The following is a 21,461-nucleotide window of genomic DNA, read 5'->3' as shown; positions in this document are numbered from 1 at the left end:
GCGCCGATGGTACTGCAGGGGAAGCCCGGTGGGAGAGTAGGTCGTTGCCAGATGAAATTTAAAATATTCCGCGATAGCTCAACGGTGGAGCACTCGGCTGTTAACCGATAGGTTGAAGGTTCGAATCCTTTTCGCGGAGCCATTTAAATTTAATAGTATCATAAAAAATATTCCGCGATAGCTCAACGGTGGAGCACTCGGCTGTTAACCGATAGGTTGAAGGTTCGAATCCTTTTCGCGGAGCCATTTTTTTGTTTAAAAATAATATAAATTAGTAATAAAAGTCACTACATATTTAATATAATATTTAGTGACTTTTGTATTATATATTTTTATTATCCGATTATTTTGAAAATTTAGTATATTTAAAAGGATTTAATATTAAAAAAAGAGAATATATAATGCATATGAGAATATAAGGGGGAATTACTTATGAAAGATTATAAAACCGAAGATATAAGAAATATAGGTATAATTGGTCATAGTGGTTCTGGAAAAACTACATTACTAGAGGAGATTTTATATTATACTAAAACTACAGATAGATTAGGAAAAATAGAAGAAGGAAATACAATTTCTGATTATGATATAGAAGAGAAAAAAAGAAAAATATCTATATCAACTTCTATTGCTTCATGCAATTGGGATAATAAGAAAATTAACTTAATAGATATGCCTGGGTATTTTGATTTTGTAGGAGAAAATCTTGAAGGACTAAAAGCTTCAGATATGGCAGTTATATTAGTATCAGCTACTTCAGGAATACAAGTAGGTACAGAAAAAAGTTGGAAATATGTTAATGAAAACAATGTACCAAGATCTTTCTATATAAATAAGCTAGATAGAGAAAATACGGATTTTGATTTAATACTTAGTGATTTAAAAGATAAATTTGGTATGTGCGTAGTTCCTATCCAATATCCTATAGGAAAAGATAACGATTTTAAAGGCATAGTTAATGTTATATCTAAAAAAGCTAGAATTTTTGATCCTAAAACTAAAAAAATGTGTAATTTTAAAATACCAGATGAACTAGTAGATAAAATTGATGAATGTAAAGAAATGATAATAGAATCTGTTGCAGAAACTGATGAAGAGCTTTTAGAAAAATATTTTGATGAAGGTACTTTAAGTGATGAAGAGATATATAAAGGATTAATAAAAGGTATTTCTAATGGAGAAATTGCTCCAGTAATGTGTGGGTCAGTAATAAAAGAAATAGGTATAGAAACACTATTAGAAGATATTGTAGAATGTTTTCCAACCCCTTGTTCCGTCAAATCTTTAAAAGCTACAAATCTTGATAAAGAAGAAGTTTCTGTAAAGATTAATGAAAATGAAAAACTCTCAGCTTTAGTTTTTAAAACCGTAGTAGACCCTTTTGTAGGAAAATTATCTTTATTTAAAGTAGTAAGTGGAAAAATGAAACAAGATTCTTTAGTTTTTAATTCTTCTAAAAATAAAAAAGAAAAAATAAATAACTTATATTTTTTAAAAGGTAAAGAACAGATTTCTACTAAAGAGGTTGTTGCAGGAGACATAGGTGCAGTATCAAAACTTCAATGTACTCAAACTGGCGATACCCTATGTGATGATAGTTATAAAATAGAATTTGATAAAATTGATTTCCCAAAACCTGTAATATCAATGGTGGCATTACCTTGTTCTAAAAATGATGAAGATAAAATTTCTAGTGCACTTAATAAACTTATGGATGAAGATCCTACATTTAGTGTTTCTAGAGATTTAGAAAATGCAGAAACTATTATATCAGGATTAGGAGAAATGCATTTAGAAGTTATATCAAATAAAATAAAAAATAAATTTGGAGCTCATATAACTTTAAGAGAACCTAAAATTCCTTATAGAGAAACTATAAAAGTAATGGCAGATGTTAGAGGAAAACATAAAAAGCAATCTGGTGGTCATGGACAATATGGTGATGTAAAAATAAAATTTGAACCAGGAGATTCTGAAGAATTAGAGTTTGTTGATAAAATTGTAGGTGGCGTTGTTCCAAGACAGTATATACCTGCAGTAGAAAAGGGACTTAAAGAATGCATGAAACATGGAGTTTTAGCAGGTTACCCTGTTATAAAACTAAAGGCTACCTTACATGATGGTTCTTATCACTCAGTTGATTCTTCTGAAATGGCTTTTAAAATAGCAGCATCATTAGCTTATAAAAAAGGTCTTAAAGAAGCAAAACCAATATTACTTGAACCTATAATGCATGTAGAAGTATTAGTACCTAATGATTGTATGGGAGATATAATAGCAGATATAAATAAAAAAAGAGGAAGAATATTAGGAATGGATTCAAAAGATAATATAGAAAAGGTAGTTGCTGAAGTTCCTGCATCTGAATTAATTAAGTATGCTACTGATTTAAGATCTATGACTCAAGCTAGAGGAAATTTTACTATGGAATTTGAAAGATATGAAGAAGTTCCAAGTTTTGAAGCAGAAAAGATAATAGAAGAAGTTAAAGTAAAATAATAATATATAATTTTTTTTATAAAATGGGACCCTCTTAAAATAGAATTTTTATTTTAAGAGGGTCCCATTTTAATTTTATGTTATAAAGAATAAATTTAAGTTAAGTTAGTAAAAAATTAATTATATTTGTAATAATACATCCCCTATATGTGTAATAATAATAGGGTATATTACATTTCAGCTATATATAAAGGAGAGATTTAATGTCAAGTTATAGTTTAGATATTAATGGTCCTATAGGATTAAGTGATTATAGTTCTATAAATGATTATATAAATATACTAGAAGGAAAAGATAGCATAGATATAAATATGAATTTAGATAATAGAGAAAATATGGATATAATTTGTGATCTTTTAAATAGAACTAATTTTGAAATAGATGTAAAAGAGAAAGTTAATAGTAACAAATATCATATACTTGCATTAAAAAAATAAATTCTTATCCTAAGATTATATTTTTAATATCTATATTAAGTTAATTTTAATATAAGTATGGATTTTTATTATTATATTATTGTAGAATTATAAGTATAATTTATTGAAAGTAAAGGTGAGATTAATTTGAATATAGGATATAGTATTTATGAATCTCCAGTAGGTTATATTTATATAATAGGAGATGAAAATGGAATAAAAAAATAACATTTGAAGATGAAGAATTTGAAGAATTTAATGAAAAATATGATATGATAGAAAATTATCCACAGTGTGAACAAACAAAGATCCAGATATGTGAATATTTTAATGGAAAAAGAAAAAAATTTGATATAAAAGTTAATATAGAAGGAACAGATTTTCAAAAAAAAGTATGGCAAAGTGTTTCAGATATACCTTATGGTAAAATTAAATCTTATAAAGATATAGCTAATATGATAGATAATCCTTATAGCATGAGGGCTGTTGGTCAAGCAAATAGAAGAAATCCTATACCTATAATAGTTCCATGTCACAGAGTTATAGGTAAAAGTGGTAAGCTTACTGGATATTGTGGAGACAAAACTTATATAAAGGAATTTCTTATAGACTTAGAGAATAAAAACAATAAAGGTTAGTGAATATTATAGATATTATAAGAAATAATTAAATACTAGAGAATATTCAATAAAATATACTAATTTTAACAAAATATAAATGTTGAATATTTTTCTTATATTTACTATTATAATATATAAAGATAAAGGTCAAAGAAAGATAAAGTCAAACTGATTGGAGGGTATTATAAATGCCACGATTATCCGACATAATAGAAGAGTTTATAAAACAGATGCTTCAAGAAAATGATGATAGAGAATTACAAATAAGAAGAAATCAGTTAGCTAATCAGTTTAGCTGTGCTCCCTCTCAAATAAATTATGTCCTTACTACTAGATTTACTAAAGATAAAGGATATTATATTGAAAGTAAAAGAGGGGGAGGAGGCTGTATTATACTTAGAAGAATAGAATTTAGTGATAATAATGATTTAAGTGAAATTTTAAGGGATAAAATAGGAAATACTATAACTTATAATTCAGCTTCAAATATAATAAATGGATTAATAGAATCAGAGTTTATAACTGAAAGAGAAGGTAATTTAATGAAAGTAGCTATAAATGATAGGGTTTTAAATAATGTTATATCAGATAAAAATAAAATTAGAGCTGATATTTTAAAAAGTATGATAATGATTATATTATAAAAAGATAGGGGTGATAATATGATGTGTGACAGATGTAATAAAAATCCTGCTACAGTACACATAGTAAAAATAGTTAATGGAAAAAAAGAGGAATTAAATCTATGTGAAAAGTGTGCTAATGAAACACAGAATATAACTTTTAATAGTGGAGTGGATTTTGTATCGCCTTTCTCAGTACAAAATATTTTAAGTGGTATATTAGATTATATGACAAAACCACAAGGAGAAAAGGATAACTATGAGTTAAAATGTTCAAACTGTGGAACTACCTATGATGAATTTAAATCAAAAGGGTTAGTTGGATGTAGTGAGTGTTATAAGAGTTTTGACAGCTCTATTATTCCTATAATAAAAAGAATACATGGAAGTACAGAGCATAATGGTAAAATACCTAAAAAGTCAGGAGAAAGTATAATACGCAGAAAAAAAATAGATAAATTTAAAAAAGAATTACAAGAATGCGTAAAGCGTGAAGAGTATGAAAAAGCTGCAGAACTTAGAGATAAGATAAAATACTTGCAAGAAGATAATAATGAGGAGGGATAGAGGATGGATAAAGAGAAAGATTCTATATTAAAAGACATTGTTTTAAGCAGTAGAATTAGATTAGCTAGAAATATAGATAAAATTCCTTTTCCTAATAAAATTAGTGATGAAGAAAGTGAAAATATAATAAATAAAGTAAAAAATATTTTTTCTAAAAATAATCATAAATTTATAAGTTTAAAAGATTTAGATAGTAATGATATTAATTGTTTGTTAGAAAAGAATATAATAAGTAGTAAACTTGCATCTAACAAGGATAAATCTGCAGTTATATTAGCAGATAATAAGCACAGTATTATGATAAATGAAGAAGATCATATTAGAATACAGTCTATTGAAGATGGTTTAAATCTTGAAAAAGCTTTTGAAAAAGCGAATAAAATAGATGATATTATAGAAAATAACTTAGAGTATGCTTTTGATGAAAAATTAGGTTATTTAACTGCATGTCCTACAAATATTGGAACGGGATTAAGGGCATCAATTATGATACATCTTCCAGCACTTTCTATGAATAATAGAATGCCAGGAATATTCAATGCTGTAAGTCAAGTAGGAATGACAGTTAGGGGAAGATATGGTGAAGGATCTAGAGCATTAGGTAATATATATCAAATATCAAACCAAATAACTTTAGGTTTAGAAGAAAAAGAAATAATCAATAATTTAAAAGCGGCAGTAAATCAAGTTATTAATGAAGAAAACCTAACTAGAAATAAACTAATGGAAAATAGTAAATATGAAATAGAAGATAAAATATATAGATCGTTAGGTATTTTAAAATCTGCAGTATTGCTAAATAATGTAGAATGTTTAAATTTACTTTCAAGTGTAAGATTAGGCATAGAAATGTCAATAATAAAAGATATAAAGTATGAAACTATAAATAAACTTATATTAGATACTCAACCGGCTAATTTGAAAAATATGTATGGTAAGGACATAACGGAGAAGCAAGTTAAATATTTTAGAGCTAACATGGTTAAGGAGGAATTTAATATAGTAAAATAGATAGGATGGTGATAAATATGATGTTTGGAAGATTTACAGAAAGAGCACAAAAGGTTTTGATAAATGCTCAAGAAGAAGCTCAAAACTTTAAACATGGATATGTAGGAACTGAACATATCCTATTAGGAATATTAAAAGAAGACGGAATAGCAAAAAAATTATTAAATAATTTAAATGTTACAGAATCTAAAGTAAAAGAACTTATAGAAGAATATGAAGGAATGGGAGATATAAAACTTGGCAGAAATGAAATTCCTTTAACTCCTAGAACAAAAAGACTATTAGAAATAAGCTTATTAGAAGCTAGAAATTTAAATCATAATTATATTACTCCAGAGCATATTCTCCTTGCTATAATAAGAGAAGCTGAAGGGGTAGCATATACCATACTTACTAATTTAGGATTGGATTTTGAAAGATTAACAAAAGAATTGATTAATAGTATGTCAGGAAGTAAGCCAACTCAAAATGATAGTGGATCTAAAAAAACTAATGATAATACTCCTACTTTAGATAAGTTTGGAAGAGATTTAACTCAAATAGCTAGAGAAAGCAAGTTAGATCCTGTAATAGGTAGAGATAAGGAAACTCAAAGAGTTTTAGAGATATTAAGTAGAAGAACAAAAAATAACCCCTGTCTTATAGGAGATCCTGGAGTAGGAAAAACTGCTATAGCTGAAGGATTAGCACAAAAGATTGTAAATGGTAATATACCAGAACTATTGAAAAATAAAAGAGTTGTTACTTTAGATTTATCTTCTATGATAGCTGGAGCTAAATATAGAGGAGAATTTGAAGAAAGATTAAAGAAAATAATGGAAGAGATAAGAACTTCTAAAGATATAATTTTATTTATAGATGAAATTCACACAATAATAGGAGCAGGAGCAGCAGAAGGTGCTATAGATGCAGCTAATATATTGAAACCTGCTTTAGCTAGAGGAGAAATTCAATGTATAGGTGCAACTACCTTAGATGAATACAGAAAGCATATAGAAAAAGATTCTGCATTAGAGAGAAGATTTCAACCAATAGTAGTAGGAGAACCTACTAAAGAGGAGACAATTAAAATATTAAAAGGATTAAGAGACAAATATGAAGCTCATCATAGAGTTAAAATAACAGATGATGCTATTGATGCAGCGGTTAATTTATCTGATAGGTATATTACAGATAGATATCTTCCAGATAAAGCTATTGATTTAATGGATGAAGCAGGAGCTAAAGTTAGAATAGAAAGCTTAGTTACTCCACCAGATTTAAAAAATATAGAGGTGGAATTAGAAAAAATAACTAAGGAAAAAGAAGATTGTATAAGGGTTCAAGATTTTGAAAAGGCTGCTAATTTAAGAGATAAAGAAAAAGAACTTAGAAATAAATTAAAAGAGCTAAAAAATAATTGGAAAACTGAAAAAGATGTCTCTAACTTAACAGTAGGAGAGACTCAAATAGCTTCAGTAGTTTCTAAATGGACTAATATACCGGTAAATAAACTTACAGAAAAAGAATCAGAAAGACTTTTAAAATTAGAAGAAATACTTCATAAAAGAGTTGTAGGCCAAGAAGAGGCTATAAAATCTATATCAAGATCTGTAAGAAGAGCAAGGGTAGGACTTAAAGACCCTAAAAGACCTATTGGATCATTTATATTTTTAGGACCAACAGGAGTAGGAAAAACAGAATTAACTAAAGCTTTAGCAGAAGCAATGTTTGGTGATGAAAATAATATGATAAGAATTGATATGTCAGAATATATGGAAAAACATTCAGTATCAAGACTTATAGGCTCTCCTCCAGGATATGTAGGATATGATGAGGGAGGACAGTTAACAGAGAAAGTAAGAAGAAATCCTTACTCTGTTATATTATTTGATGAAATAGAGAAAGCTCATCCAGAAGTTTTTAATATACTTCTTCAAATATTAGAAGATGGAATATTAACTGATGGAAAAGGTAAAACTGTAAACTTTAAAAATACAATAATAATAATGACATCAAATGTGGGAGCATCAACTATAAACAAACAAAAATCATTAGGTTTTGCAGTTTCAAGTGAAGATGAAAGAGAAAATGAATATGAAAAGATGAAAGATAATATGATGGAAGAATTAAAACATTCTTTTAGACCAGAATTTATAAATAGAATTGATGATATAATAGTATTCCACAAGCTAAATGAAGAAAACATAAATGAGATAGTTAAGTTGATGTTAAAAGTAGTTTCTAATAGGTTAGAGGAAAATGGAATAAAATTAAATTTCACTGAAGAAGCAAAAGATTTATTAGCTAAAGAAGGATATGATTCTAATTATGGAGCTAGACCACTTAGAAGAACTATAACTAAAAAGGTAGAAGATAATTTATCAGAAGAAATACTAAAAGGTAATGTAAGTAAAGGTGATAAAGTAAGAGTAGCAACTTCAGATGATAAGTTAGTTTTTGAAAGAGTATAGAATTATTAAATAATTTTGACCAATAATTAGTTTTTAAATTAATTATTGGTTTATTTTTGATATTTTATAATGTTATAATGTATTAATAGAATATTTATATATGTTAGTTGGAGTTGATAATATGGCTAAAAATAAAACTATATATGTATGCCAAGAGTGTGGATATGAATCTATAAAATGGGTAGGAAAATGTCCTTCTTGTAATCAATGGAATACTATGGTGGAAGAAATAAAAGAATCTAAACCTAAAAAGATTACAAATATACCTCTTAAGAATTCTGCTAAAAGTATAGAGAATATAAAATCAGGAGAATACGATAGGCTAGATACTGGTATAGAAGAATTAAACAGAGTTTTAGGAGGAGGAATAGTAAAGGGTTCATTAACTCTAATATCAGGAGCTCCAGGAATAGGTAAGTCAACTTTATTATTGCAAACTGCTAATAATATAGCAACAAAGTATGGAAAGATACTATATGTTTCAGGAGAAGAATCAGAAGAACAAATAAAAATGAGAGGAAACAGGTTAAAAGCTGTATGCTCTGATATTTATATTTTATCTGAAACAAATATTGATCTGATAAAAAAGCATATAGAAGATATCAATCCTAAATTTGTTATAGTAGATTCAATACAAACTTTATTTAAAGAATCTCTTTCTTCTGCTCCAGGAAGTGTATCTCAAGTAAGGGAATGCTCAAATGATCTTATGATTATGAGCAAAACAAAAAACATACCACTTTTTATAGTAGCTCATGTTACAAAACAAGGGCAATTAGCAGGACCTAGAGTGTTAGAGCATATGGTGGATGCAGTTTTGACCTTTGAAGGACAAAGAACAGAAGAATATAGAATTTTAAGAACTGTAAAAAATAGATTTGGAACTACTAGTGAAATTGGGGTCTTTGAAATGAATGAAGTAGGATTAGTTGAAATAAATAATCCATCAGCAGCTTTTTTAGAGGATTCAGATATGCAAAAGGAAGGATCTGTTGTTATAGGGGTTATGGAAGGAACAAGACCTATACTAGTAGAGGTTCAAGCCTTAGTTAGTGAGACAAAAGCTTATATGCCACGAAGGACAGCTATAGGGATAGACAATTCAAGATTAAGCTTAATTTTAGCTGTACTTGAAAAAAAATTAAAAATACCATTTTATAATTGTGACGTTTATGTTAATGTAGTAGGTGGATTAGATGTAGTAGGAACATTTGCAGATTTAGGATTAGCATTGGCTTTAATTTCTAGTATTAAATCTAAAGAAGTAACAATTCCTAGTTTATTAGTTACAGGAGAAATAGGTCTTACAGGAGAAGTACGTCCAGTAAGTTTTTGTGATAGAATAGTAAATGAAGGGATAAAAATGGGATTTAATAATATACTAATACCTAATAGAAATAAAAATAGAATTGAAGGTAAAAATGCTAATATAATAGGTGCAGAATCTTTAAGAGAAATAGTTAAAAAAGTATTTTAATGTAGGGTGAGACAAAGTGAGAATTGAAAAAGAGAGAGAGTCAGAACTTATAAATATACTTGAAATAATGGCCCCAGGTACACAACTTAGAGACGGACTAGAAAATATATTAAGAGCAAAAACAGGAGGACTTTTAGTCCTAGGAGATGATGAACAAACATTAAAGCTAGTAGATGGTGGCTTTAAGATTAATTCTGATTATAGTCCATCATATGTTTATGAACTTGCTAAAATGGACGGAGCTATTGTTCTTAGTAGTGATTTAAAAAAAATAGTATGTGCTAATGCTCAGCTTATACCAGATTCATCTATACCAACCTTTGAAACTGGTACTAGGCATAGAACTGCAGATAGAGTAGCTAAACAAACAGGATGTATAGTTATAGCTATATCTCAAAGAAGAAATATTATTACTATATATAAATCAAATATTAAATATGTATTAAGAGATAGTAGTATAATACTTGGAAGAGCAAATCAAGCTCTTCAAACTCTAGAAAAATATGTAGCTGTTTTAGATAGGATAGTTAATAATTTAAATATATTAGAATTTAAAGACATTGCTACATTATTTGATGTAGTCACTTCTATTCAAAGATCAGAAATGGTTATGAGAATAGTAAGTGAGATAGAAAGATACATATGTGAGTTAGGTAATGAAGGTAGATTAATAGATATGCAGTTAAATGAACTAGTAAAAAGTGTAGAGGAAGAAGGAATACTTCTTATAAGAGATTACTGTAGAAGTAATATGGATTATAATGAGATATATAGTGATATACAAGAGATGACTTCAGAAGACTTATTAAACTTAGAATATATATCTAAAGTTCTTGGTTATCCAGGAGTACCTTTAGTAGATACTTTAATATCTCCTAGAGGATATAGAATGTTAAATGAAATTCCTAGAATACCTGGTAATGTTATAGAAAATTTAGTTAGTAATTTTAACGAATTAAAATCTATAATGGAAGCTTCATATGAACAATTAGATAATGTAGAGGGTATAGGTGAAGCCAGAGCTAGAGCTATTAAAAATGGCTTAAGAAGAATAAGAGAACAAATTATGTTAGATAACAATTATAGCACAAAGTAGTTTTTTCTATACTTTGTGCTATAGATTTATAGCTATCTGAATGTATATTTACCTAAAGTATTTATTTTATCATATTCTCTAAGTAATATATCGTAAAGATTTAAATTTAGTAAATTACAAAGTGAAGTTAGATAAAATAAGTTGTTTCCTATTTCTTTTTCTATAATATATCTACAACTATCGCAAAGTTCTCCCTCTAAATGAGTGCTTAAAGAAGCCTTTAAAGAACTTAAATCAGAATTTTCATCCATATTTAATTCTTGTTTTTTAGCATTAACCTCTATGCAACCACAGTTTGTTGTGGATTTAGCCACTGCTCTATTTATTCTAGCACTAGATTCACCTAGTTTAGTTAAAATATCTAGAATGCTTTTGTGTCTCAAAAGCGAATCATTTACAGCGTTTTGAAAATCATCGTATATTACATCTTTCATAAAGTTCAACTCCTTATAAAGATTTAAAAGTATGTTACTGTATTTAATTATAATTTTGATTATGTTACTTTGTCAACAAAGGGAAATATTAATTTGTTATTTATATAATAAGTTATTAATCATATTTTTTATAGGGGGATATTTATGTGAATTTATGGATATGAGTTTTTAAAATCCTAATAAAGGAACAATATTCTTATTTATCGAATATATTTATTTGGTGAAAATATGAAAAAAATGTGTATATAGTAAATAAAAGATATAGAATTGTTTAAACTATTCTTAATTAAGAGTACTTATCATTGAAAATTATATTTTTATAATATATATTATTATGTATAAGTGGATTGAAATTTGCATTATTTGTTAACAATTAATAAGGGAGGTGAAAAATAATGCTAAAGCGTATACTTAGAGTTCTTTTTACACTTATAGGATTATTACTTGGGTATTTATTAGGAAGTTCCATAATAAATACAAATTATTTTAAACAATTAGGATATATTAACGGAAATAGTTTAAAAACTATACTATTTTTAGTTATATGTTCTGTAATTTTCGGAATCATACTATTTTTAATATCCCCTTGGTTAAATTCAATAATAACAAAAACTATGGATTACATTATGAAAAATGTACAAAGAATACCAGCAAATGAGGTCTTGCTTGGAACTATAGGAGCAATATTGGGGTTACTTGTAGCTGCATTATTTGTTAACTTATTAGCTAAAATCCCTGTAGTTGGAATATTTTTAGCAGTAGTTGTAGCTATAATTATGGCTGCTTTAGGTGGAAATATAGCTATAAAAAGAAAAGAAGAGTTAATGAGTATAATCTACAATTTTAGAAAGACTCCAGTATCAAAAGAAAAGAAAAGTAAAGGATCAAAGTGCACTGCTAAAGTGTTAGATACTTCAGTTATAATAGATGGTAGGATATTTGACATATGTCAAACTGGATTTATAGAAGGTGCCCTAGTTATTCCTAACTTTGTTTTAGAAGAATTAAGACATATTGCAGATTCTTCAGATAGTTTAAAAAGAAACAGAGGTAGAAGAGGACTAGATATACTTAATAAAATACAAAAAGAGTTAAAGATAGAAGTTAGAATATATGAAAAAGATTTTCCGGAAATAGCAGAAGTAGATAGTAAACTTTTGAAATTAGCTCAAGTTTTAGATGGTAAAGTTATAACTAATGATTATAATTTAAATAAAGTAGCAGAATTTCAAGGTGTTCCAGTACTTAATATAAATGAATTAGCCAATGCAGTTAAACCAGTGGTTTTACCAGGAGAAGAAATGAGCATACAAATAGTTAAAGATGGTAAAGAAGCAAATCAAGGTATAGCTTATTTTGATGATGGAACAATGATAGTAGTAGAAGGAGGTAAAAACCGCATAGGAAAATTTGTAAAAGTAGTTGTTACTTCAGTACTACAAACTGCAGCTGGAAGAATGATATTTGCTAAAAGAAAAGAGGGCGCTTAAAAAATGAACAAGGTATATGCTGTTGTAGTTGCTGCAGGAAAAGGAACTAGAATGAATTTAAATGTTAGCAAACAGTTTGTAAATATAAATGGAAAACCTTTATTATATTATACGTTAGATAGATTTTGTAAAAATGATAATATAGATGGCATAGTACTTGTTACTTTAGAAGATAAAATAGATTATTGTATAGATAAGATTATAAAAAAGTATAATATATCTAAGATAATAGATGTTGTTTCTGGAGGAAGTTCTAGACAAGAATCTGTATATAAGGGATTAAAAGCATTACCAAAAGATTGCGAAACAGTTTTAATTCATGACGCAGCAAGACCTTTTATTAATGATAAAATTATAGACGATGGAATAAAATATTCTAAAATACATGGAGCATGTACTTGTGGTGTAAAACCTAAAGATACTATAAAATTAAAAGGAAATAAAGGCTTTTCGTTGAATACTCCAAATAGAGACGAATTGTTTATGGTTCAAACTCCGCAGTGTTTTAACTATGATTTAATCCTTGATTGTCATGAAAAATTAAAAGTAGATAAATTTGATGTTACAGATGATACAATGATAGTAGAAAAGTATAATAACCCAGTTTATTTATACGAAGGAAGTTATAGTAATATAAAAATAACTACACCAGAAGATTTAGTAATAGCGGAGAAAATATTGAATAACTTAAAATAAATTAAGTGTTAAACTCGTCCTTATAATATGGGCGAGTTTAATATTTATATTTATAAAATAAAGGGAGGATTACAAAATGAGGTTATCAAAATTTTTACTAAATACTTTAAAAAAAGCTCCAGTAAACACTAATACTACAAGTGAAAAATTATTATTAAGATCTGGGATGATTTATAAAAGAGATGAGAATATATATTCTTTTATGCCTTTAGGATGTAAATTATTAGATTCTTTAAAAGATATGATAGAAAGTAATATGGAAAAAAAGGAAATATATAAGATATCTACATCTTCTTTATCAAAAGTATGTATAAAAGAAGATAATCCAATAGATATTAAATTTTCTAAAAGTAATGATTTATATATCTGTGACAATAAAGATAAACTATTTATAAAAATGATAAACAATCTAATAAATTCTTATAAAAAACTTCCTTTAAGGATTTATGAAACTGAAAAGAATTATAAAAATAGTAAAAAAAATAAGTTAGGATTAATTGATTCAAATGAAGATATGATAAACATATGTTATTGTTTTGATAAAGATAAAGAAAGTTCATTTGAAAGTAGAAAATTATTACTAGATACATATAAAGAAATATTAGATAGTTTTTCTTTAGAATACAGAATAATAGAAAATGAAGATAGTGGGTCAATAAAATTTATTGTAGAGGATAGTTTAGAAGAAGAAGATATTGTAACTTGTAAAAACTGTTCTTATGGAGATAGACAAAGTTTTTCTTCTTCTATACCAGAAGATTTAAAAGAAGATGAGTTAAAACCTATGAAAAAAATAGAAACTCCAGATATAAAGACAATAAAAGAACTTGGAGAGTATTTTAATGTTCCTTTTAGAAAATTTACTAAAAATATAATATATACAATAGGCAATAAAACTGTAGCTGTTATGGTTAGAGGAGATAAAGAAATAGATGAAGCTAAGGTTTTAAGAAGATTAGAAAGAGATTTTGAAATTAAAGGTAATTTAGAATTAGCAAGTGAAAGAGTAGTAAGAGAAGCTACTTCAGCAGAAGTAGGTTTTGCAGGTCCTATTGGGTTAAAAGCGGATATTTTATTAGTAGATGAAGAAGTAGTTAATATGAATAACTATATGGCAGGAGCAAATGAAACAGGATATCACTATGAAAATATTAATTATGATAGAGATTATAAAGGGATAGTAGGAGATTTTAGAAAAATTATATCTTCTGATAAATGTAAAAAATGTAGTGGAGATTTAAACCTATCAAAATCTATAATAGTTGGAGAAATAGAAAATATTCAAGATGATATTGTGAAAAATATGGGAGCGGCTTTTTTAAACAAAGAAGGGAAAGAAGATCCGTTTATATTAACTAAAGGATATTTAGATTTATATAAATTAATATGTACTGTTGTAGATAAGAATAATGATGAAAATGGAATTGTATGGCCTAAGAATTTATCACCATATAAAGTTATTATAACTGTGGCTAATGTTAAAAATGAATCTCAAATAGATAAAGCAGAAGAAATTTATAGAGATTTAAAGAATAATGGAATAAAGGTTATATTAGATGATAGAAAAGAACGAGCAGGAGTAAAATTTAAAGATGCTGATTTAATAGGAATACCTATTAGAATAACTATAGGTAAAAACATAAATGAAGGAAAAGTAGAAATTAAATTAAGAGACAAAAGTAATGCTGTTGATGTTGAATTTAATCATATACTGGAGGAAATCAAATCAGCATTATAACTGTGATGTATAGTGAATTTTGTATATATTGAATAAAATTTAATTATAGTTTATTATAAAACTATAATTAGATAGTTATCTAAGATGGGGGATAGTTATTATGGAACTTAATTTAAATAAAATAAAACAAGCCAAAAAAAATATAGAATCTGTTGCTAGAAAAACACCGTTATTTTATTCAAGTACTTTTTCTAAGGTTAGCGGATATGAAGTTTATTTGAAATGTGAAGATAAACAAAAAACTGGGTCTTTTAAACTAAGAGGTGCTTATAATAAAATAGTTTCTTTATCAGAAGAAGAAAGAAATAAAGGGGTTATAGCATCATCTGCAGGTAATCATGCACAAGGGGTTGCCTATGGAGCTACAGCTTTTGGTATAAAGTCTACTATAGTAATGCCAAATACAGCGCCACAAGCAAAGGTTAAAGCTACTAAAGGATATGGAGCTGAAGTAGTACAATTTGGAGAAGTTTATGATGAATGCTATGGTAAAGCTTTAGAACTACAAGAAAAAACAGGAGCAACTTTTGTTCATCCATTTAATGATGTAGACGTTATGGCAGGTCAAGGAACTATAGCTTTAGAAATATTAGAAGAATTACCAGATGCAGATGCAATTTTAGTTCCTATAGGAGGCGGTGGTCTTATATCTGGAATAGCTACTGCTGCTAAATCAATAAATCCAGATATAAAAATAATAGGAATACAACCTAATATTATAGCTTCTACTAAAGCATCATTAGAAAAAGGTGAAATAGTTACTGTTCCTGGAGCAAAGTCTTTAGCAGATGGTATATCAGTTAAGACTCCTGGAGACAAAACTTTTGAATATATAAAAAAATATGTAGATGAAGTAGTTACTGTTTCAGAAGATGAAATAGCTTATGGAATATTTCAGTTAATGGAAAGAGGTAAACTAGTGGCAGAAGGAGCAGGGGCTTCTACTATAGCTGCATTACTAGCAAATAAAATAAATATAAAAGGTAAAAAAGTTGTTTCAGTTATAAGTGGTGGTAATATAGATATAGCTATGATTTCAAAAATAATAAGTAGAGAACTTATATTATTAAAAAGAAGAATAAGATTTACAGTAGAGCTTAAAGATAGAGTTGGAGAATTTGAAGATGTAATGGGTAATATAGTATCTGTTGGAGGAAACATAGTGAAAGTTAGACAAGATACTAACTGGAATGAAAAAGGATTAGATTTTGCAAGTGTAACATTTGAAATAGAACTTCAAACAGAAGAACAAGGAAATGAGCTAATGAATATTCTAAAAAATAAAGGATATAACATTAAAAGCGATAGCTTATAATTAATTAAATAAGACGGAGGTAGATATAGTGAAAGTTTATAATACATTAACTAGAAAAAAAGAAGATTTTATAACAATTACACCAGGTAAAGTTAAAATGTATGTTTGTGGTCCTACAGTTTATAATTTCTTTCATATAGGAAATGCTAGAACATTTGTTGTATTTGATACTATAAGAAGATATTTAGAATATAGAGGATATAAAGTTGATTTTATTCAAAATTTTACAGATATAGATGATAAAATGATAAAAAGAGCAAATGAAGATGATATAACTGTAAAACAATTAGGTGACAGATTTATAAATGAATATTATAAAGATGCAGATAACCTTAATATAGAAAGAGCAACTAAGAATCCAAGAGCTACTGAATATATGAATGAAATAATAGAGTTTGTAGAAACATTAGTTGAAAAAGGATATGCTTATGAAGTTGATGGAGATGTATACTTTCATACTAAATCATTTAAAGAATATGGGAAACTATCAGGCCAAAATTTAGAAGAGTTACAATTAGGGGCTAGAATAGATGTAGATAATAGAAAAAAAGATCCTATGGATTTTGCAATATGGAAAAGCCAAAAACCGGGAGAACCTGCTTGGGAAAGTCCATGGGGAATGGGAAGACCAGGTTGGCATATTGAATGCTCATGTATGGCATACAATTTATTAGGAGAAACTATAGATATACATGCAGGAGGAATAGATTTAACTTTTCCACACCATGAAAATGAAATAGCTCAAAGTGAAGCAAGAACAGGAAAAGCTTTTGCAAATTATTGGCTACATTCTGCTTTCGTTAATGTGAATAACCAAAAGATGTCTAAATCTCTTAATAATTTCTTTACAGCAAGAGAAATATTAGAAAAATATGATGCTGATGTATTAAGATTATTTATGTTATCAGGTCATTACAGAACACAAATAAATTTTAGTATGGAACTTTTAGACTCAACTAAATCAGCCTTAGATAGAATACGTAATTCCATAAACAATCTTGAAAGTTTATTAGAAGAAGTAAAAACAGAAAAAATAGAAGAAAATGAAAAAGAATATGTAAAAGAATTAGATAAATACAAAGAAAAATATATAGAAAAAATGGATGATGATTTTAATACTGCCGATGCAATATCTGTTATATTTGATTTAGTTAAAGATGTTAATATAAATATAAATATAAATTCTTCAAAAGAAATTATAGAATATATTTTAGAGTTAATAAGAGAATTAGGTAGTCCATTAGGAATACTACAAAAATATGAAAAAGGAAGTTTAGAAGAAGAAATACAAAAACTAATAGATCAAAGACAAAAGGCTAGAAAAGAGAAAGATTGGGCTTTAGCTGATAAAATAAGAGATGAATTAAAAGAACAGGGAATAGTATTAGAAGATACTCCTCAAGGAGTTAGATGGAAGAAAATTTAGTTATACTAACATAATATGATTGGAGATTAACATGGAATTTGATTTATTCAAAGATAAATTTACTATAAAGGATGCTAAACAGTTAAACCCTTTAGTGTTAGCTTTTATAGGAGATGCAGTATATGAAGTATTTATAAGAACACTACTTGTTGATAATAATAGAAATATGTGTGTTCATAAGTTACATGTAAATGCTATAGAACATGTAAAAGCACATGGACAAAGTCAATATATAAAAGAATTTATGCCCATGTTAGAAGAAGAAGAAAAATATATTTTTAAAAGAGGAAGAAATGCAAAATCCGGTACTGTTCCTAAAAATGCTGATTTACAAGAATACAGATTTGCAACGGGATTTGAAGCTTTAGTAGGATTTTTATATTTAACAGAGCAAACGGAAAGATTAAACTATATGTTAAATCATATAGCAGGTTTAAATGATAATGGAGGAAGTTTAGATTATGAAAGTTAATTTGTTAGAGTATACACCTAATGCTGAAAAAGTGGTAGCATCAGCTGCTAAACTTTGTTATAGTGCTGTAAGTATAGATGAAATACAAGATAATTTGACAGAAGAAAAAACAACTAAATTTTTAAATATGTTAATGTCTTATGGACATGAATCACCTATAGAACACGTATCTTTTACTTTTGCAGTAGAAGGGGTATCTAGAAGTTTAACTCATCAATTAGTAAGACATAGATTAGCTTCTTATTCTCAACAAAGCCAAAGATATGTAAAATTAGATCAATTTGAATATGTAATACCTCCAGCAATAGAAAAGGACTCTAATGCTAAAGATATATTTATAAAAGCTATGGAAGAAAGTCAAAAAGCTTATGATGAAATAGCTTCTTCTTTAAAAGAAAAATATATAAATGAAGGTATGAAAAATGGAGCGGCAGAAAAAAAATCTATAGAAGATGCTAGATATGTTTTTCCAAATGCTTGTGCAAGTAAAATTGTAGTTACTATGAATGCAAGAAGTTTAATGAATTTCTTTAGACATAGATGTTGTAATAGAGCACAATGGGAGATAAGATATCTTGCAGAAAAAATGTTAATAGAAGTTAAAAAAGTAGCACCTACTTTATTTAAATATAGTGGTCCACCATGTGTTAGCGGTAGCTGTCCAGAGGGTAAAATGACTTGTGGAAAGACAGCAGAAATGAAAGAAAAATACTTAGGCGAAAACAAATAAGGAGAGAAAATATATAATGAAAACTGGTAAAGATCATTATGGCAAGAATACAAATAAAGATATTAGAGAAGATATTATAGAAGGAAGAAATGCAGTAAAAGAAGCTATAAAAAGTAAAAAGACTATAGACCAAATTCTAATAGCCAAAGGTCAAATGGTAGGTTCTATAAATTCATTGATAGCTTTAGCTAAGAAAAATAAAATAGTAATAAAAGAAGTAGATAAAAAGAAGCTAGATAGAATTTCAGAGACAGGATCACATCAAGGTATAATAGCTTATACTACTCCATACAAATACTATGAAGTAGAAGATATACTAAATTATGCTAAAGATAGAGGGGAAGATCCTTTTATTATAATTTTAGATGAGCTAGAAGATCCTCATAATTTTGGTTCAATACTAAGAACAGCAGAAGTTTGTGGAGCTCATGGAGTTATAATACCTAAAAGAAGAAATGTAGGAGTTACACCGGTTGTGTATAAGACTTCAGCAGGAGCTGTAGAGCATATAAGAATTAGTAAAGTAACAAACATAAATACTACAATAGATAAGTTAAAAGAAAAAGGAATATGGGTTTATGGTGCTGATATGCATGGAGAAAATCATTGCTTTGATGTAGACTTTTCTGGCCCTGCAGCTTTAATTATAGGAAGTGAAGGTAGAGGAATGGCAAAGCTTACTCAAAACAAATGTGATGTTTTAGTAAGAATACCTATGGTAGGAAAAGTAACTTCATTAAATGCTTCTGTAGCTGCAGGAATGTTGATGTATGAAGTATTAACACAAAAGATTAAGAGAAAATAAATATGAGATATATTTTTGTGGATGGTTATAATGTTATAAATAGTTGGCCGGAGCTATCAAAAATTCAAGAATATAGTTTAGAATCATCAAGGCAAAAACTCCTAGATTCCTTAAACGAATATGCAGCGTACAATAAATACAATATATATATTATATATGATGCTCATCAAACAGAAGAACCGGAAAAAGTAGAAAAAATAAATAAAAATATAACAGTAGCTTTTACAAAGCCAGGAGAAACAGCAGATACTTTTATAGAAAGATATATAAATAATTTAGGAAGAAAAATAGAAGTGTCTGTTGTAACATCAGATTTATTAGAACAACAATTAATATTTCAAAGAGGAGCTACAAGAATTTCATCTTTAGAATTTTATTCAGAGGTTAAAAGTACAAAAAATAGTATAAAAAACAATATAAAAAAACAATATTCTAAACAAGGCAACAAATTACACGATATATTGCAAGAGGACTTGTTGAAACAACTGGAAAAAATGAGAAGAAGTCATTAGGAAATAGCTTGACGCTGTATTTATTTGTAAGGTATAATCGTTATTGTGGTTATACTTAATTTGGAGGGGATACCTTGGAGAATAAGGTTCAAACTGCTAATGAAGTTTCCTCCTTTGAAAATATTATGGATGAGGAAATAGTCATTAATGCAAAATTAGGGGATTGTAATGCACAGGAATATCTCATAAATAAATATGAAAACTTTGTTAAAGCAAAAGCTAAGTCATATTTCCTTATTGGTGCAGATAAGGAAGATATATATCAAGAAGGTATGATAGGTTTATATAAAGCTATAAGAGATTTTAAGACGGATAAATTGTCTTCATTTAAAGCATTTGCTGAGTTATGTATAACTAGGCAGATAATAACAGCAATTAAGACGGCCACAAGGCAAAAACATATTCCGCTTAATACCTATGTTTCTTTAAATAAGCCTATATATGATGATGAATCAGACAGAACTCTATTAGATGTTTTGTCAGAAGCTAAAGTTGCTGATCCAGAGGAGTTACTAATAAGTAGGGAAGAATTAAAGCATATACAAAGTGAAATAGGTGAAGTTTTATCAGATTTAGAAATGGAAGTTTTAATGTCATACTTAGATGGTAAATCATATCAAGAAATTGCTTGTGATTTAGATAGACATGCGAAATCTATAGACAATGCACTTCAAAGAGTAAAAAGAAAACTTGAAAAATGCTTATGCAATAATAAGTGATTTACATATTGACAACAAAGTATGATTTTAATATAATTTATAATTGGTACACAAACTAAAGTTCAGCGGGAATAGTTCAGTGGTAGAACACTAGCTTCCCAAGCTAGTTGCCGCGGGTTCGATCCCCGTTTCCCGCTCCAAGTAATCTTACAGGTGCCCATATAGCTCAGTAGGAAGAGCGTCACCTTGGTAAGGTGGAGGTCACCGGTTCAATCCCGGTTATGGGCTCCAAAAAGCCTATAAGGTAACAACACACCAGGGAGAGTTTACTTATAGAAATAGAATTAATTTATATTATATAAAAGGAGGAAACAAAAAATGGCAAGAGCAAAGTATGAAAGAACAAAACCCCATGTAAATAT

21 protein-coding genes and 4 tRNA genes are annotated in these 21,461 nt (G+C 27.8%); 24 read left to right on the top strand and 1 reads right to left on the bottom strand.

Annotated elements, in window-relative coordinates; translation table 11 throughout:
- Positions 1–67 precede the first annotated feature (67 nt).
- From ABDZ71_RS16450 to disA, 12 genes are all read left to right on the top strand, one after another.
- Positions 68–142: transfer RNA gene (locus ABDZ71_RS16450), tRNA-Asn, on the top strand.
- Between the two features lie 29 nt (positions 143–171).
- A tRNA-Asn gene (locus ABDZ71_RS16445) sits at positions 172–246 on the top strand.
- A gap of 186 nt (positions 247–432) precedes the next feature.
- Positions 433–2,499, top strand: a complete 2,067-nt coding sequence (fusA, locus tag ABDZ71_RS16440) for an elongation factor G (RefSeq protein ID WP_343763357.1) — start codon at positions 433–435, stop codon at positions 2,497–2,499.
- A 203-nt stretch (positions 2,500–2,702) separates the two neighbouring features.
- Positions 2,703–2,936, top strand: coding sequence for a hypothetical protein (locus tag ABDZ71_RS16435; protein WP_343763356.1), 234 nt, complete (start codon positions 2,703–2,705; stop codon positions 2,934–2,936).
- A 126-nt stretch (positions 2,937–3,062) separates the two neighbouring features.
- Positions 3,063–3,143: a hypothetical protein gene (locus ABDZ71_RS19940; RefSeq protein WP_425544723.1), complete on the top strand. Its 81-nt coding sequence runs from the start codon at positions 3,063–3,065 to the stop codon at positions 3,141–3,143.
- Positions 3,144–3,187: 44 nt separating this feature from the next.
- Positions 3,188–3,553: a methylated-DNA--[protein]-cysteine S-methyltransferase gene (locus ABDZ71_RS16430; protein ID WP_343763354.1), complete on the top strand. Its 366-nt coding sequence runs from the start codon at positions 3,188–3,190 to the stop codon at positions 3,551–3,553.
- A gap of 170 nt (positions 3,554–3,723) precedes the next feature.
- Entirely contained in the window at positions 3,724–4,179 is a 456-nt protein-coding gene (locus ABDZ71_RS16425; protein ID WP_343763352.1) for a CtsR family transcriptional regulator, read from the top strand.
- A gap of 18 nt (positions 4,180–4,197) precedes the next feature.
- Positions 4,198–4,725 carry a UvrB/UvrC motif-containing protein gene (locus tag ABDZ71_RS16420; protein ID WP_343763349.1) on the top strand — a complete coding sequence of 176 codons (528 nt, stop codon included), beginning with the start codon at positions 4,198–4,200 and terminating at the stop codon, positions 4,723–4,725.
- A 3-nt stretch (positions 4,726–4,728) separates the two neighbouring features.
- On the top strand, positions 4,729–5,736 hold the full coding sequence (locus ABDZ71_RS16415) for a protein arginine kinase (protein WP_343763346.1): 1,008 nt from the start codon (positions 4,729–4,731) through the stop codon (positions 5,734–5,736).
- A 17-nt stretch (positions 5,737–5,753) separates the two neighbouring features.
- Positions 5,754–8,189, top strand: a complete 2,436-nt coding sequence (locus ABDZ71_RS16410) for an ATP-dependent Clp protease ATP-binding subunit (RefSeq protein WP_343763342.1) — start codon at positions 5,754–5,756, stop codon at positions 8,187–8,189.
- A 121-nt stretch (positions 8,190–8,310) separates the two neighbouring features.
- On the top strand, positions 8,311–9,666 hold the full coding sequence (gene radA / locus ABDZ71_RS16405; RefSeq protein WP_343763339.1) for a DNA repair protein RadA: 1,356 nt from the start codon (positions 8,311–8,313) through the stop codon (positions 9,664–9,666).
- A gap of 16 nt (positions 9,667–9,682) precedes the next feature.
- Positions 9,683–10,762: a DNA integrity scanning diadenylate cyclase DisA gene (gene disA, locus ABDZ71_RS16400; protein ID WP_343763336.1), complete on the top strand. Its 1,080-nt coding sequence runs from the start codon at positions 9,683–9,685 to the stop codon at positions 10,760–10,762.
- Positions 10,763–10,794: 32 nt separating this feature from the next.
- Here the strand turns inward: disA and ABDZ71_RS16395 are convergent, their stop codons facing one another.
- Positions 10,795–11,196 carry a DUF1573 domain-containing protein gene (locus tag ABDZ71_RS16395; protein WP_343763333.1) on the bottom strand — a complete coding sequence of 134 codons (402 nt, stop codon included), beginning with the start codon at positions 11,194–11,196 and terminating at the stop codon, positions 10,795–10,797.
- Between the two features lie 395 nt (positions 11,197–11,591).
- On the opposite strand from ABDZ71_RS16395, the gene ABDZ71_RS16390 reads away from it, so the two are divergent.
- The 12 genes from ABDZ71_RS16390 to ABDZ71_RS16335 all read left to right on the top strand — a co-directional run bounded on the left by ABDZ71_RS16390 (position 11,592) and on the right by ABDZ71_RS16335 (position 21,330).
- Positions 11,592–12,686: a PIN/TRAM domain-containing protein gene (locus ABDZ71_RS16390; RefSeq protein ID WP_343763330.1), complete on the top strand. Its 1,095-nt coding sequence runs from the start codon at positions 11,592–11,594 to the stop codon at positions 12,684–12,686.
- Between the two features lie 3 nt (positions 12,687–12,689).
- The gene (gene ispD, locus ABDZ71_RS16385; RefSeq protein ID WP_343763327.1) at positions 12,690–13,382 is read left to right on the top strand and encodes a 2-C-methyl-D-erythritol 4-phosphate cytidylyltransferase; all 693 of its coding nucleotides are present in this window, start codon (positions 12,690–12,692) and stop codon (positions 13,380–13,382) included.
- A 76-nt stretch (positions 13,383–13,458) separates the two neighbouring features.
- The gene (proS, locus tag ABDZ71_RS16380) at positions 13,459–15,120 is read left to right on the top strand and encodes a proline--tRNA ligase (protein WP_343763324.1); all 1,662 of its coding nucleotides are present in this window, start codon (positions 13,459–13,461) and stop codon (positions 15,118–15,120) included.
- Between the two features lie 100 nt (positions 15,121–15,220).
- The gene (gene ilvA, locus ABDZ71_RS16375; protein WP_343763321.1) at positions 15,221–16,435 is read left to right on the top strand and encodes a threonine ammonia-lyase; all 1,215 of its coding nucleotides are present in this window, start codon (positions 15,221–15,223) and stop codon (positions 16,433–16,435) included.
- A gap of 28 nt (positions 16,436–16,463) precedes the next feature.
- A complete protein-coding gene (gene cysS, locus ABDZ71_RS16370) occupies positions 16,464–17,861 on the top strand; it encodes a cysteine--tRNA ligase (RefSeq protein ID WP_343763318.1) in 1,398 nt (465 codons plus the stop codon).
- 31 nt (positions 17,862–17,892) lie between these two features.
- Positions 17,893–18,333, top strand: a complete 441-nt coding sequence (locus ABDZ71_RS16365) for a Mini-ribonuclease 3 (protein ID WP_343763315.1) — start codon at positions 17,893–17,895, stop codon at positions 18,331–18,333.
- A complete protein-coding gene (gene thyX / locus ABDZ71_RS16360; protein WP_343763358.1) occupies positions 18,320–19,063 on the top strand; it encodes an FAD-dependent thymidylate synthase in 744 nt (247 codons plus the stop codon). Before ABDZ71_RS16365 ends, thyX begins: the two co-directional genes overlap by 14 nt.
- A 16-nt stretch (positions 19,064–19,079) precedes the next feature.
- The gene (rlmB, locus tag ABDZ71_RS16355) at positions 19,080–19,868 is read left to right on the top strand and encodes a 23S rRNA (guanosine(2251)-2'-O)-methyltransferase RlmB (RefSeq protein WP_343763312.1); all 789 of its coding nucleotides are present in this window, start codon (positions 19,080–19,082) and stop codon (positions 19,866–19,868) included.
- A 2-nt stretch (positions 19,869–19,870) separates the two neighbouring features.
- Entirely contained in the window at positions 19,871–20,380 is a 510-nt protein-coding gene (locus ABDZ71_RS16350; RefSeq protein ID WP_343763309.1) for an NYN domain-containing protein, read from the top strand.
- Between the two features lie 74 nt (positions 20,381–20,454).
- Positions 20,455–21,099 carry an RNA polymerase sporulation sigma factor SigH gene (gene sigH / locus ABDZ71_RS16345; protein WP_343763306.1) on the top strand — a complete coding sequence of 215 codons (645 nt, stop codon included), beginning with the start codon at positions 20,455–20,457 and terminating at the stop codon, positions 21,097–21,099.
- Between the two features lie 65 nt (positions 21,100–21,164).
- A tRNA-Gly gene (locus ABDZ71_RS16340) sits at positions 21,165–21,239 on the top strand.
- 15 nt (positions 21,240–21,254) lie between these two features.
- Positions 21,255–21,330 (top strand) — tRNA-Thr (locus ABDZ71_RS16335).
- Positions 21,331–21,461 lie beyond the last annotated feature (131 nt).

Source organism: Clostridium oceanicum, assembly GCF_039521385.1.
Lineage (GTDB): Bacteria > Bacillota > Clostridia > Clostridiales > Clostridiaceae > Clostridium_F > Clostridium_F oceanicum.
Note: the sequence above shows the minus strand (reverse complement) of the source record. Positions and strands in the feature narration are given on the sequence as shown.